Origin of the sequence: Mycobacterium sp., from assembly GCF_036273375.1 — a bacterium.
Classification (GTDB): domain Bacteria; phylum Actinomycetota; class Actinomycetes; order Mycobacteriales; family Mycobacteriaceae; genus Mycobacterium.
In genome coordinates, this window is sequence record NZ_DASUHS010000210.1 from 1 (window position 1) to 13,767 (window position 13,767).

12 protein-coding genes are annotated in these 13,767 nt (G+C 66.2%); 4 read left to right on the forward strand and 8 right to left on the reverse strand.

Annotated features, from left to right (window positions below):
• The first annotated feature begins 520 nt into the window (after window positions 1–520).
• Entirely contained in the window at window positions 521–739 is a 219-nt protein-coding gene (locus VFW69_RS19005; protein WP_526503437.1) for a hypothetical protein, read from the forward strand.
• 176 nt (window positions 740–915) lie between these two features.
• Here the strand turns inward: VFW69_RS19005 and VFW69_RS19010 are convergent, their stop codons facing one another.
• The gene (locus VFW69_RS19010; protein ID WP_526503439.1) at window positions 916–2,412 is read right to left on the reverse strand and encodes a DUF4185 domain-containing protein; all 1,497 of its coding nucleotides are present in this window, start codon (window positions 2,410–2,412) and stop codon (window positions 916–918) included.
• Window positions 2,413–3,242: 830 nt separating this feature from the next.
• Here VFW69_RS19010 and VFW69_RS19015 point away from each other — a divergent pair.
• Genes VFW69_RS19015 through VFW69_RS19025 form a run of 3 tightly spaced genes read left to right on the forward strand, consistent with a single transcriptional unit; the run spans window position 3,243 to window position 6,471 of the window.
• On the forward strand, window positions 3,243–4,469 hold the full coding sequence (locus VFW69_RS19015; RefSeq protein ID WP_526503441.1) for an acetyl-CoA acetyltransferase: 1,227 nt from the start codon (window positions 3,243–3,245) through the stop codon (window positions 4,467–4,469).
• A gap of 2 nt (window positions 4,470–4,471) precedes the next feature.
• Window positions 4,472–5,986 (forward strand): carotenoid oxygenase family protein, encoded by a 1,515-nt coding sequence (locus VFW69_RS19020; protein WP_526503443.1) that lies wholly within the window; start codon window positions 4,472–4,474, stop codon window positions 5,984–5,986.
• Window positions 5,986–6,471 carry a VOC family protein gene (locus VFW69_RS19025; RefSeq protein ID WP_526503445.1) on the forward strand — a complete coding sequence of 162 codons (486 nt, stop codon included), beginning with the start codon at window positions 5,986–5,988 and terminating at the stop codon, window positions 6,469–6,471. Before VFW69_RS19020 ends, VFW69_RS19025 begins: the two co-directional genes overlap by 1 nt.
• A 4-nt stretch (window positions 6,472–6,475) precedes the next feature.
• Here VFW69_RS19025 and VFW69_RS19030 read toward each other — a convergent pair whose 3' ends face one another.
• From VFW69_RS19030 to VFW69_RS19060, 7 genes are all read right to left on the reverse strand, one after another.
• The gene (locus VFW69_RS19030) at window positions 6,476–6,910 is read right to left on the reverse strand and encodes a hypothetical protein (RefSeq protein WP_526503447.1); all 435 of its coding nucleotides are present in this window, start codon (window positions 6,908–6,910) and stop codon (window positions 6,476–6,478) included.
• Window positions 6,911–7,049: 139 nt separating this feature from the next.
• Window positions 7,050–7,820: a VOC family protein gene (locus VFW69_RS19035; RefSeq protein ID WP_526503449.1), complete on the reverse strand. Its 771-nt coding sequence runs from the start codon at window positions 7,818–7,820 to the stop codon at window positions 7,050–7,052.
• A gap of 92 nt (window positions 7,821–7,912) precedes the next feature.
• Window positions 7,913–8,386, reverse strand: coding sequence for a type II toxin-antitoxin system Rv0910 family toxin (locus VFW69_RS19040; RefSeq protein ID WP_526503451.1), 474 nt, complete (start codon window positions 8,384–8,386; stop codon window positions 7,913–7,915).
• 3 nt (window positions 8,387–8,389) lie between these two features.
• On the reverse strand, window positions 8,390–8,578 hold the full coding sequence (locus VFW69_RS19045; protein WP_526503453.1) for an Rv0909 family putative TA system antitoxin: 189 nt from the start codon (window positions 8,576–8,578) through the stop codon (window positions 8,390–8,392).
• Window positions 8,579–8,644: 66 nt separating this feature from the next.
• Entirely contained in the window at window positions 8,645–11,032 is a 2,388-nt protein-coding gene (locus VFW69_RS19050) for a cation-translocating P-type ATPase (RefSeq protein WP_526503455.1), read from the reverse strand.
• Window positions 11,029–12,612, reverse strand: a complete 1,584-nt coding sequence (locus tag VFW69_RS19055; protein ID WP_526503457.1) for a serine hydrolase domain-containing protein — start codon at window positions 12,610–12,612, stop codon at window positions 11,029–11,031. The genes VFW69_RS19050 and VFW69_RS19055 overlap by 4 nt, the downstream gene beginning before the upstream one ends.
• A gap of 40 nt (window positions 12,613–12,652) precedes the next feature.
• On the reverse strand, window positions 12,653–13,762 hold the full coding sequence (locus VFW69_RS19060) for an MBL fold metallo-hydrolase (protein ID WP_526503459.1): 1,110 nt from the start codon (window positions 13,760–13,762) through the stop codon (window positions 12,653–12,655).
• Window positions 13,763–13,767 lie beyond the last annotated feature (5 nt).

Genomic DNA, 13,767 nt, shown 5'->3' on the forward strand with positions numbered 1-13,767 from the left:
TGCGTTTTGCGGAAGCTGGCTAACTGAACTGCGGGGGCTCCTACCGTCGGTGCACGTAACGGATGCGCTGCTGGAAAACCCGCGAGCTAACCGATTGGGACACAACCCGCCACCGGAACGTTCATCGAACCGGCCTAAGTGGGACGAGGGCTGCTGCGCCCGTCGCACGGCGTGGCACCTCCGTGATCGATTCGCGCGAGCGTATGGCGCATTTCGGTCGGTGCGATGCCACCGCTCTCGTTTGCGTACGGATGGTCGAGAAAAGAGGCCACGAAGGGCGGGTCGCCAACAAGAACCTTTCCGGCGGTTTCAATTGGACCGAATATGAAGGGAATTGCCCGCGGCGCGGCGGCCGGCCGAGCCGCGTGACCTTCGCCCGGCGTGTGGCGACCTAGGTCGGCGGGAGAAGGTCAAGTCCCACAAAGCGCGGAAAAGAGGACTAGCATCGATGCCGTGCGTGTGAGGGAAGAAACGTAGCGCCCGTCGCTTCGTCAAGGCACAAAGACTTGCCAAGCCTGCGATGCGAAAGTCAGTCGCGACACTGATGGCCGTTGGAGCCGTGATGCTCAGCGGGGCTATCGCACGCGCTGAGAACCAGCCGACACCACCTCCTCCCGGCCCTTCGTTCTACACACCGAAATGCCTGAGTTTCGACTCCAATCCGCCGGCGCACTGGAACTATTTGCCCTGCGGTTGGACAACGGATGGCAAGCGGTGGATTCCGCTGCCCCCGCCGTAGCCGGCACTGACGCAAGTCGGCGACGACAGTCCTCTGAAAAGCCTTCAGCCGCCAGCTAACTGACTTTGCGGTGTTTACCTCCCCGGCAAGCTAACGCCGCAGACGCCCGCATCCCCCCGGGCGTCTGCGAGCGAAAGCGCCGCTCCCTCGGCCGTCGTTGTTCGCCGGCAACGGCTCTACGGCAACACGGTGTGCATCAGCATCACGTCGTATGCCGACCACAACGACAGGTTGAAATACAGGTCTCGTCCAGACGACCAGGGATGGATCATCGGCGCATAGATCCCGCCGGGCATTTGGAAAGACGACACCAGCGGTTGCTCGGGGCTCCATGGCCCCTGCGGCGTCGGCGCGGTACGTGCCACCACGTCGTTGCTGCCGCCGTTGGTGTACAGCACCAGGTATTGCTTGAGATAACTGTTGTACTGAGCGGACATTTCGCCGACCGGCCCCGGGAAGATCGGTGTGGCCGCGCCCGGGTTGTTCGCCACCCAATGGCCGCCATTGTCGCCGTTCCAGTACTGGTACTTGGTCAAGTCGGGCAATTGATTCGGCGGCACTCGCGAGAGAAAAGCCGCGCCGCCGCGTCCTGACGGCGTGCCGAACTGGTAGAGGTAACCGTCGTTCCCCTTCATGAACGCGCCCATTTGGAAATTCTCATTTCCCGGCGTAAACCCCGCTCCCGGAATGGCATCCGGCGAGGCCGTGCGAACGGTCGTCGGGAAGATCCCCCAGTTCTGGCCATTGTCGTTGGACCTGGCGATCGCCGAGTAGTTCGTCGACCATTCGCCGTCACGGCCCCACTGGCGGATGGACATGTAACTCATGTACTGGGTTCTGCCCATGGACATCGCCGCAGTGGGAATGATGCCCGTCTCGTGCGCGGCCTTGTGAATGGTGTTGACGACCTGCTTGGAAAGCCCGGGCGCCCACACCGGTGAGCCGGAATACCTGTCGTTCGCCACACCGTCGGCGATGTGAATGCCCTTGGACAGATCGTGATCGTTGCTGCGGAACAGGGTGTTGTAACGCCACTGCTGGCCGTGCACCTTGCAATAGCCGAAGGTGTCACCGAAGGCCATCAGTACCTGACGGTTGGCGGGATCACCGTTGTCCCAGGCAATCCCGAGGTCGGTACCGGAGATGCTGAAACGTTGCAGGGTCTTGTTTGGGCCGTTCGGTCCGGTCACCCAGTCGACGAGCGACGTCGGAGCCCCCGCGATCGAAGGAGGCGGCGGTCCAGGCTCGGGTTGCGGCTGCGGCTGCGGTTGTGGAATCGGAGCGGCGTTGGGGCGCAGCTGGTTTGCGTTAGGTGGTAGCGGAACGCCGGGCGCGGGCGGATTGGGCCCGGGTGGCAGCACCTCGGCTTGCGGGTGCAGCGGCGCGGAGTACTGCCGGCCCGGAGCGGTCGGCTTGAGCAATGACGAGATCAGTGGGCCCAGCCTCGGTAGCGGCGCCTGGTCATTCGTATGCGTGGGCCGGCGCCCAGTCGGCGGCTGCACGACGGGCTGGGGCGCCGGCATGGCCGGGGGCGCAGCGGGAGGATCCACGTTCGCCTCGGGTGCCCCGCACGGTGTGGCGTGTGCAATTGGCGCGGGCCCCACCACGAGGACGAATCCGATCGCGGCCGCCGACGCCATCGATAGCGACACACTTCGCAGAAACGCCGACATGTAGCACCTTTCGAGGGGTAGGACACCGCGTTGACGTCCCTTAGCTGGCCCATGTGACGATAGTGATCTGCGGGGCAAATGTGACCAGTGATGAGTTGATAGGTATCCATCCGTGACCGTGTCGCAACGCAGCGCTACCCGCCTAGGCCGCACCGTCGGACGATTAGCTCACCATCCATATGAGCAGATGGAAAGCGTTAGCAGCTTTGCCGGCGTCGGCCCCGAATTGGGCTACCTGACCCGCGCGGTGCCAGGATGGACCACAGACCGGCACCACCGACAGGTGTTGAACGTTGGCCCCCGCCGGCTTGTTGCTGTGCGGCGGGCACTTCATCACCGGCCTCGCGGCATCGGCGCGGCGGTTGCGGGTGCCGAGGCAAGCGACATCGCCAGTTTGCTGGGCGGCACACAAACCGCCGACCGCAGACGATTGGCGCGGCAGGCTGTGTCTCGGCCGAGCAGCGGCGGCGAGCCGTCGATTCGAATCGGTACAAGCGCACCACATTGCCGCAGCTCAGCTCGCATCCGTGCAACCGTCGAAAGGCTCTATTGCACACGCGCAAAACACAAATCATCGATCGCCCGGCGTAGCGCCGACGGCGTGTCATTCAAACGAGATGGGGTCAGCATGTTTGTCGACCCTCATCGGTGGCAATGATCCAGAAGAGGCGTGTGCGTGGGCCGGCCTTCGCACCCGTCTAGGTCCCGTCGGTTCAGCCCGAGAGCCGACGGGGCCGCCCTCTCTTGGGCCCTTTTGCCGACCTACACCGGTCCGCATCGGGTCGCCGATAGGCCTGAACAACCCAGCCGTGCGAGAGTACCGTCGGCGTATGGATGACTCGGCCGGTGTGTGGATTCTCGGTGGTTACCAAAGCGATTTCGCTCGCAACCTCACCAAAGAAGGCCGCGACTTCGCCGCGCTGACCGCCGAGGTCGTCACCGCAACGCTCACCGCGGCCAGGGTCGATGCGGCCGACGTCGAGGTGGTGCACGTCGGCAACGCCTTCGGCGAGATGTTCGCGGGCCAGGGCCACCTCGGAGCGATGCCGGCCACGGTGTGCGATGGCCTCTGGGATACACCCGCTTCGCGGCACGAGGCGGCCTGCGCCTCTGGCAGCGTGGCGGCGCTCTCGGCAATGGCCGATCTGCGATCGGGCGCCTACGACGCCGCGCTGGTGGTGGGCATCGAGTTGGAGAAGACCGTCCCCGGCGACACCGCCGCCCAGCATCTGGGTGCGGCCGCGTGGACCGGGCACGAGGGGGCCGACGCCCGCTACCTGTGGCCATCCATGTTCGCCCAAGTGGCCGACGAGTACGACCGGCGGTACGGCCTGGACGACGCGCACCTGCGGGCCATCGCACAGCTGAACTTCGCAAACGCGCGGCGTAACCCCAACGCCCAAACCCGGGAATGGACCGTCCCCGACCCGATCATCGACGACGACGCGACCAACCCCATCACCGAAGGCCGACTGCGCCGATTCGACTGCAGCCAAATGACCGATGGCGGCGCGGGATTGGTCCTCGTCAACGACACCTATCTGCGCGATCATCCCGATGCGCGCACGATCGCCCGGATCGACGGGTGGGGCCATCGCACGGTCGGGCTGGGTCTGCGACAGAAACTGGATCGCGCTGACGGCGACCCGTACGTCCTGCCCCATGTGCGGGCCGCCGTACTCGACGCGCTGCGTCGCGCACAGCGCAGCCTCGACGATGTCGACGGATTCGAAGTGCATGACTGCTTCACCCCCAGCGAGTACCTGGCGATCGACCACATCGGGCTGACCGGCCCGGGCGAATCGTGGAAGGCAATCGAGAACGGCGAGATCGAGATCGGAGGTCGGCTGCCGATCAACCCCAGCGGCGGGCTGATCGGCGGCGGACATCCGGTCGGAGCCTCCGGCGTGCGGATGCTGCTCGACGCGGCCAAGCAGGTCAGCGACGCCGCCGGGGAGTATCAAGTCGATGGCGCCCAGACCTTCGGCACCCTGAATTTCGGCGGCAGCACCGCCACCACAGTGAGTTTCGTCGTCAGCGGCACCGAAGGCATCTGACCATGGACGTTGAGATCGTCGGCAAGTACCTCTCCACGCTGCCCGAAGACGACGAGCACCCGTACCGCACCGGACCGTGGCGCCCCCAGAGCACCGAGTGGGACGCCGACGACCTCCTCGCGGTCGAGGGTGAGATCCCCCGCGATCTGGACGGCGTCTACCTGCGCAACACCGAGAACCCACTGCACCCGGCGCTGAAGACCTATCACCCGTTCGACGGCGACGGGATGGTGCACGTGGTCGGCTTCCGTGACGGAAAGGCCTTCTACCGCAACCGATTCATCCGCACCGACGGTTTACTGGCCGAGAACGAGGCCGGCGAGCCGCTGTGGCCGGGTCTGGCCGAGCCCGTGCAACTGGCCCGCCGTGATCAAGGGTGGGGCGCGCGTACGAAGATGAAGGACGCGTCGAGCACGGACGTCATCGTCCACCGCGGAATCGCGCTGACCAGCTTCTACCAGTGCGGCGACCTGTACCGGATCGACCCGTACTCGGCAGACACGCTGGGCAAGGAGTCCTGGAACGGCAGCTTTCCGGCCGATTGGGGTGTGTCCGCACATCCCAAGGTAGACAACAGAACCGGTGAACTGCTGTTCTTCAACTACAGCAAGCAAGAGCCGTACATGCACTACGGCGTGGTCGACAACCGCAACGAGCTGACGCACTATGTCGACATCCCGCTACCCGGACCGCGTCTCCCCCACGACATGGCGTTTACCGAGAACTACGCCATCCTCAACGATTTCCCATTGTTCTGGGATCCCCAGCTGCTCGAGCACGACGTACACCTGCCGCGCTTCTATCCCGACATCCCGTCGCGGTTCGCGGTGATCCCGCGCCGTGGCGGCACCGAAGACATTCGCTGGTTCGAGGCCGACCCCACCTTCGTGCTGCACTTCACCAACGCCTACGAGGACGGCGACGAGATCGTGCTCGACGGCTTCTTCGAAGGTGATCCGTCCCCGCTTGATACCGGAGGAACTAAGTGGGACAAGCTATTTCGCTTCCTCGCCCTGGATCGCCTGCAGGCTCGGCTGCACCGATGGCGATTCAATCTGGTTACCGGGGCGGTACGAGAAGAGCGGCTCTCGGAGTCCATCACCGAGTTCGGCACCATCAATCCCGAGTGCGCCGGCGGCGACTACCGCTACACCTATGCTGCCACCGGCAAGCCCGGCTGGTTCTTGTTCGACGGCCTGGTCAAACATGACCTGCGCACCGGAACCGAAGAGGGGTTCTCGTTCGGTGAGGGCGTCTACGGCAGCGAGACCGCGATGGCGCCGCGCGTGGGCGCCACCGGTGAAGACGACGGCTACCTGGTCACCCTTACCACCGACATGAACACCGACGCCTCCTACTGCCTGGTCTTCGACGCCGCCCGGGTCGGTGACGGCCCGGTGTGCAAACTGCAACTGCCCGAACGCATTTCCAGCGGCACCCACTCGACGTGGGCGCCCGGTGCCCAATTGCGGCGCTGGGACACCACCGACTCGGCCGCTAACGCGATCGGACTGTGATGAGCGCCGACAAACACCACCACCACAAGACGCACTGGCCGCTGCGACTGGCGCAGATCGGCGCCATCCGTTTCGCGCGCCGCTCCTCACATTTCGCGGAAACCGTGCACTTTTACCGCGATCTGGTGGGGCTGCCGCTCTACGAGACGTTCGGGGACAGCTACGGAAGCAACGGCGCCATCTTCGGATTGCCCAGCTGGAATCTCACCATGGAAATCGTGGAGGCCGTCGAAGCCGTCGCAGTGGACCATCACGACCAGCTGTGTCTGTACTTTCCCGAGCGGCAGGCGCAGCAAGCAGCCCTTACGCGCCTGCGCGATGCGGGCATCGAGCCCGTCGAACAGCACCCCTACTGGGAGGCCACGGGTGCGGCCACCTTCCGCGACCCGGATGGGCGCGAAATCGTGTTCGCGCCCTTCGTATTCGGTGTCAACGAGCCCGAGAACAGCAGCGCCTCGGGAAAACACGAATTCCCGTCGGCCTGACGGTTCAGCGGCCGGACCGTCCGGAAGCCAAGGCGACGATGACGGCCACCAGCGAGCACGCGACCGCACAGACGGCGGCCCCCGCGCCGACGTACAGCCCGTATTCGGCCGACACCGGCGGGTTGACGTTGAGCTTGTAGTACCAGACCGTCAGCGCCACGATCAGCACCGAAATCAGCAGTGCGGCAACCGAAGTGATCTTCACCGACAAACCGCGACCCATCATCGCGCCGACCACCAACAGGGTCGAGGCCAACAGCACGATGAGCTGACCCGCACCGAACCCCCGGGGCAGCTCCAGGTTGCCGTGGGCGCCGCCGATGGCGTTGGCCCAGCCCCCACCATTAACACCCGTCCGCAGCCACGGCAGCCATGCGCTGGCCGACACCATGACGGCGAAAAGCGCCACCAGCCAACCGGGGCGCAGTCGGCGAGTCATGGTAGCGAGACTAACGGACCCCGACGCCGGCCGACGTGAGCGAGCGTCCCCCTAGCGTGGCGCCGATCGCCGATGGCACCGCCAGGGTGTCCCCCGCAAGGGGGGCGGTGCCCCCCAGCCCGGCGTCGGAGACGAGGCGCTAGGTCTGCAGCGAGGACAGATTGAAGACCGCACCCGTCGGATCGCCCGCCGCGGCCAGCCGTCCGTAGGGGGTGTCCTCGGCGTCGCGCACCACCGTGCCGCCGTTGTCGGCGATCAGCCGCAGGGTCTTATCGACGTCCTCGGCGCCGAAGAAGATCACCCAGTTCGACGGGATGTCCTGTGGCAGGAATGCGGCGCCGTCCATTACGCCGAGCAATTGCTCGTCACCGAATCGCGCCGTGCTGTAACGGAATTCGTCGGTGTCGGAGACGGGCTCGGTCTGCCATCCAAGGACGTCGCGGTAGAAGTCGAGGGCCGCGCCGTAGCCGCGTGTGGTCAGCTGGTGCCACACCGGGGCGCCCGCTGCCCCGATGAGCTCGAAGCCGCGGTGGCCCAGCGGCTGCCACAGTCCGAACACCGCGCCCGCGGGGTCGGTCGCCACAGCCATGTGGCCCTTGGCGGGCACCTCCATCGCCATGCACACCGAGCCACCGGCCCCGGTCACGGCGGCGAGTGTGGTGTCGATCTCGGCGGTGTGGAAGTAGGTGGCCCAGTGGTCGGGCGCCTCGGCTTCGGGCCGGTTGGCCATGATGCCTGCCACGGGGTGGCCGTCCTTGGCGGCATTGACGTAGCCGCCGTACTCGGGTCCGGCGGACTCGAATGTCCAGCCGAAGACCGTGCCGTAGAACTCCCGGGCGCGGGTGACGTCGGACGTGGTCAGATCGATCCAGCATGGAGCGCCCAGCGGGGCGCAGTCACGGATAGGCACGGTGACCTCCTGGTGGTGGTGTCCTGGCCCCGAAGGAAAGGGCTTCACACTTATCGACCGCTGCCAAGCCTAAAACTCATCGGCGCCGGCGATCAGCGATGAGCCCCACCGCCGCCGTTCGTGCTCGGGTCGACTCGGGTGAACACCGTGACGAAGTTTTCCAGCGATTGGTTGATGTCGCCCCGCAGGGCGGCGGCGACGATCAAGCCGATGGGACCGAACAGCGCCGGCCCGCCCAGGTGCACGTCGAAGCTGACGATGGAGCCGTCGTCCTTGGGCGCGATCTTGGCCATCAGCTTGACCTTGACCCCGCCGACGCCATCGCCGTTGAGCGTCATGCCCTCGGGCGGCTTGTAGCGCACGACCGTCCATTTGATCCGGCTGTACATGCCCTTGACCTCGACGATCGACTCGACGACCGTACCCTTTTCTATCTCGTCGGGCAGGATGCTGCGCCACACCCGATGAATGGTCAGCCAGTCCTTATACCGGGACAGATCGGAGGCGTGCTGCCAGGCCACCTCGGGTGCCAGCGGGACATCGATGGATCCGGAAAGCTTCGCCATCGCTCAGTTCTGCTGGTCGCCGGAGTCTGCAGCGCCGGTGGCCTTCCTGGCCTGCTCCTGCACCTGGTGGATGGTGTCGGTGTACTTGCCCTGCGTCTTCTCGTCGACGAACTCGCCGGCCTTGTCGATCGCCATCTCGACCTTGTCGGTGTTCTGCGACAACAGGTCTTTTGCCTTGTCCAGGAAACCCATGCGCCCTCCCTTTTCCCGGCATCGTACTTGGCCGGCGACAAGCCACTGCGGGTGAGTTGGGCGCGCTCAGCGCCACAACCGCGGCTGCACGCCCAGCACTTTGGCGCGGATCCACCACGTGGTCTCGATGGCGGCGGCGCCCAGCACACCGATGCCCAGCGCGGTGGACGTCACCGCGACATTGGACGGGTCGAGCAGGAACGCCTTACGCGCCAGCGGCAGGCTGAAAATCACGACATAGGCCAGGCCTGAAGCGATTACCAGCGCCACCCGCCACCACTGGTACGGTCGGGCCACCACCGCCAGCACCCACAGCGCCGTCATCAGCAACGTGATCAGGGCCGCCGTGGACGCCTGATCCTGTTGGGCGAAGCTGGCGTGACGACCGTGATAGGCCAGCAGGTAGGAGGCGAACGTCGCGGTCCCGACGATCAGTCCGGAGGGCAGCGCGGACGAGAGGACCCGGCGCACGAAGCCCGCGTGGGCGCGTTCGTTGTTGGGCGCCAGCGACAGGATGAACGACGGTATGCCGATGGTGAACCAGGCCGCGATGGTGACGTGGATGGGCTGGAACGGATACAGCAGCGGGTCGGCTTTGAGCGGTTTCGCGAGCAGGCATTCGACGCCCACCAGCAACGCCAGCAGGACCGAGTACACCGTTTTGGTCAGAAACAGGTTGGCGACGCGCTCGATGTTGCCGATCACCCGCCGGCCCTCGCCGACGACGTAAGGCAGCGTCGCAAATCTGTTGTCCAGCAATACGATCTGCGCGACGGCGCGCGCTGCCGGGCTGCCTGCGCCCATGGCGACACCGATGTCGGCATCCTTGAGGGCTAGCACGTCGTTGACGCCGTCGCCGGTCATCGCGACGGTGTGCCCGTGTGTTTGCAGGGCGTGCACCATGGCGCGTTTCTGGTCCGGCCGCACCCTGCCGAAGGTGGTGTGGGTGTCCAGCGCGTCGGCCAATTGCGTGGATTCCGAGGGCAATCGGCGCGCGTCCATCGTTTCGCCGCGCAGCCCGAGCTTGTCGGCGACGGCGCCGACCGAAACCGCGTTGTCCCCGGACAGCACCTTGACCGAAACGCCCTGTTCGGCAAAGTAATCCAGCGTCTCGCGCGCGTCCGGGCGCAGCTTCTGTTCGAGGACCACTAACGCGACGGGGGTGACGCGGCCCGGCGCGTCGGGGTGGTCGACGGCGACGTCACCCGCGCCGACCAGCAGGACCCGTAGCCCCTGCGCGCCGAGCCGCTCGGCCTGTTCGGCCGCCGCCGACGCCGGCTCGAGCAACACGTCCGTAGCCCCCAACACCCAATTGCCGTGGTCTTGGAAGGAGACGCCGCTCCATTTGGTGGCCGACTTGAAAGGTGCTGTCGCCGTGGCGGTCCAGCCGGGGGGCCGGTGATAGGTCTCGGCGATGGCCCGCATGCTCGCGTTGGGTCGGGGATCGGCGGCGGCCAACGAGGCCAGCACGTCGGCGATCCGCTCCCCCTCCCCCGAGTGGTCGAGATCGTCCACGGTCGCGACCCGCATGCCGCTCTCGGTGAGGGTGCCCGTCTTGTCCGCGCAGACCACGTCGACGCGCGCGAGTCCCTCGATGGCGGGCAACTCCTGCACCAGGCACCGGCGCTGACCGAGTCGCACGACCCCGACGGCGAACGCGACCGAGGTCAACAACACCAGCCCTTCGGGGACCATGGGCACCAGTGCGCCGACCGTGCGCAGCACGGCCTGCCGCCAGTCCGCGCGCGTGGTGAACAGCTGCGTATAGATGGTCAGCAGTCCGGCGGGCACCAACAGGTAGGTGATGAACTGCAGGATGCGGTTAATGCCGCTACGCAGTTCGGATTTCACCAAGGTGAACTTGCTGGCCTCCTCGGCGACCTTGGCCGCGTACGCGTCCGGGCCGACCTTGGTGGCGCGGTAGGCGCCGCTCCCCGCGACGACGAAGCTGCCCGACATCACCGCGTCGCCAACGGCCTTGGCGATCGGGTCGGCCTCCCCGGTCAGCAGCGACTCGTCGACCTCCAGGTTCGCCTCCTCGACGATCTTGCCGTCGACGACGACCTGATCTCCGGGGCCCAGCTCGACGATGTCGTCGAGCACCACTTCACCGGGCGACACCGCTTCGGTTCTGGATTGCCTGCGCACCAAGGGTTTCGCCTGCCCCACGATGGCGAGCTTGTCCAGCGTTTGCTTGGCCCGGATTTCTTGAACCATGCCGACGACGCTGTTGGCGATGATCAACAGCCCGAACATCCCGTTGATCACCGAGCCCGTCGCGAGCACGATCAGCAGCAACACCCCCAGGATCGCGTTGATCCGGGTGAAGATGTTGGCCCGGACGATATCGGTGATGCTGCGGGTGGCGCGTTCCCGTACCGCGTTGCTCCTGCCGTCGGCCACCCGCTGCGCCACTTCGGCGTCGGTCAGGCCAGAGGCGTGTGCAAGAGTCATCGCGCGAAGGTTCCCAGCTTGTTCGAGTCGTAATACTCCAAGTTCAGCGCATTGCCCGCAAAAACAGCTTTGGAAATCGTTCCGGGTGGAGCATTTTCGTCGGTCAGCGCGAAGGTGAAGGTATCGCCGTCCCAGTGGGTGAGGGTGGCCGTCCGGTTTTTCGGCCCCATTGCCAGTTGCAGCGCGCCGTCGTGTTCGGTCACCACGGCCGGTCCCCAGTAGTCGCTGGCGTAGCTGCCGACGTAGTCACTGAGCGGTCTGGCCGGGGCGGGGTTGGCCGGGGGCTGCTTGCCGGCCAGCGAGCCGACCGGGTTGTTCAGCCAGCCGATCGCCTTCTTGTACAAGGGTCCCCAATCCTCGCGGATCTGACCGTACTGGACGAGGTCCATGAATTCGGCGGTGAGCGTTTCCGGGATGCCGTAGGGCGCGGCGTTGGTCAGCGCGATAATGCCCAAATCCTCAGAGGGCAAAACCACGAAGTTGGTGGCCGCGCCCAAATCGAAAGCGCCGGAATGGCTGTACTCGGTGCGTCCCGACGAATCGACCGAGGAGTTGAAGCCGTATCCGTAAAATCCGGTGCGCGCCTGCGCCGCTTTGGCGGGCGATGACACGATTTGCGGGCTGGTGGCAGGCAGCAGGGCTTCCGGCGACGTGATCCGGTGGCCGTTGTAGGTTCCGTTGCCCAGCAACATCAATAGCCAGCGCGCCATGTCGTTCACCGATGAACTCACGCCGCCCGCCGGCGACTGGGGATCCGGGTCGCGCTGGAAGCGGGCCTGCCAGTTGTCATCGATCTTGATGTGGTTGACCGCATGGTTGGGCCGGGCGATGAAGTCGGCGAACCGCGAACTGGTCGACGCCATTCCCAGCGGGCGGTAGAGCACCTCGTCGGACAGGTCCTCCCAAAGCTTGCCCGCCGCGGCCGCCACCGCCTCGGCACCGGCGGTGATCCCATAGTTGGTGTAGGCGTAGCTGATTCGGAAGGCATCCAACGGCAGGTACTTGAGCCGCTCGAGCGTTTGTCGGCGGTCGTAGCCCAGGTCTTCGAGCTTGTCACCGGCATGGTCCGGCAACCCGGAGCGATGCGAATACAGGTCGCCGACGGTCACATGGCCGGTGACGTAGGGATCATTCAGGGTGAACCACGGCAGCTTGGACGCGACGGGCGTGTCCCACGCGACGACGTTGTCGCTGACCTCGTGGGCGATTACCGTCGCGCCCACCGATTTGGACACCGAGGCCAGCTGGAAGACGGTGTCGGCGTCCACCTGGTTATCCCGGCCCCGCCCCTTGCCGGCATCCTTTATGCCAAAACCTTTGGTGTACAACACCTTTCCACCGTGCACGACGGCTACGGCCATTCCCGGGATGCCGGTGCTTTTCATCAGGTCACCGACCAGTCCGTCCAGCTTGGCGACGGCCTCGTCGATGCGACCGGCGGGGATCGCCACGCCGGAGACCTGGTTGGGCGGGGCGTCAGACAGTGTGGACGGCGGCCCCGCTGTCGGCTGCGCGGACCCGCATCCCGTCAACCCGAGCAGCGCCGCGGTGAGGGCGGCCGCGGCCGTGCGTTTGGTCATCCGCGAACCCTAACGCGGTGACGATGCGCGCCGGGTGAATCTACAGCCGCCACCAGGGGTCGAATTTCTCCGGTGCCGCGGGATCGATGCGTTGACCCGGCAGCGGCACCGCCACCTTCACCCGCTCCGGGGCGGCGGCGGCGAGCAGGCGCTCAACCGGTTCCGCCCACGGGTGCGGGGCCAATCGGAAAGTGCCCCAATGGATCGGCACCAGCAGTCCGCCGTCGGTGACGTCCAGATGCGCCCGCACCGCCTCCTCGGGGTTCATGTGTACGTCGGGCCACGCAGTGTTGTAGGCCCCGATGGGCAGCAGCGTCAGGTCGAAGGGCCCGTGATCGGCGCCGATCTGCTCGAAGCTCTTGGTGTAGCCGGTGTCGCCGCCGAAGTACGCGCGATGCGTCGGGCCGACGAACGCCCACGACGCCCATAGCGTCGTATTGCGGTCGAGAAAGCGTCCCGAGAAGTGCCGCGCCGGCACGCACACCACCTCCAGCTCGTCGACTTTGGCGCTCTGATGCCAGTCGAGCTCGATGACGCGCTGCTCGGGTATCCCCCACCGGCGAAGGTGGGCCCCGATGCCGAGCGGTACGAAGAACGGTGCACGCTGAGTGCGGGCCAGCGCCCTGACCGTGTCGATGTCGAGGTGGTCATAATGGTCATGGCTGATCACCACCGCATCGATGGCCGGCAGCGCCTCGAGTTGGAGCGGCGGCGGATGCAGCCGCTGCGGGCCGACGACGTCCGACGGCGAACACCGGTCGCTCCATACGGGATCGGTGAGCACCCGGTAACCGTCGATCTCCAGCAGCGCCGTGGAATGGCCGAACCAGCTGACGGCCAGCCGGCTCGGGCCGGCGTCGAGGATCCCCGGCGACGCCAGCGGAATCGGCCCCTTCGGCCGGCTTCCGCTCCGGTTGCCGATCAGCTCCCACGCGACCAGCCGCAGTTGCTCGCGGTCCAACTTGGTTTCGGAGGCGGCCTCGAGGTTGACGAACACGCCGTCGCGGTAGTGCGGCGACCCGGCGGCCACCGCCGCGATCGAGGCGGGATGGGCGCCGAGCGCATCCGGCGCGCCGTGCAGCGCTCGCACCAGCCAACCACCGGCCGCCAGCGATGCCGTACCGGCGACCAGCCTTAGCGTCCCTCGCATCTTTG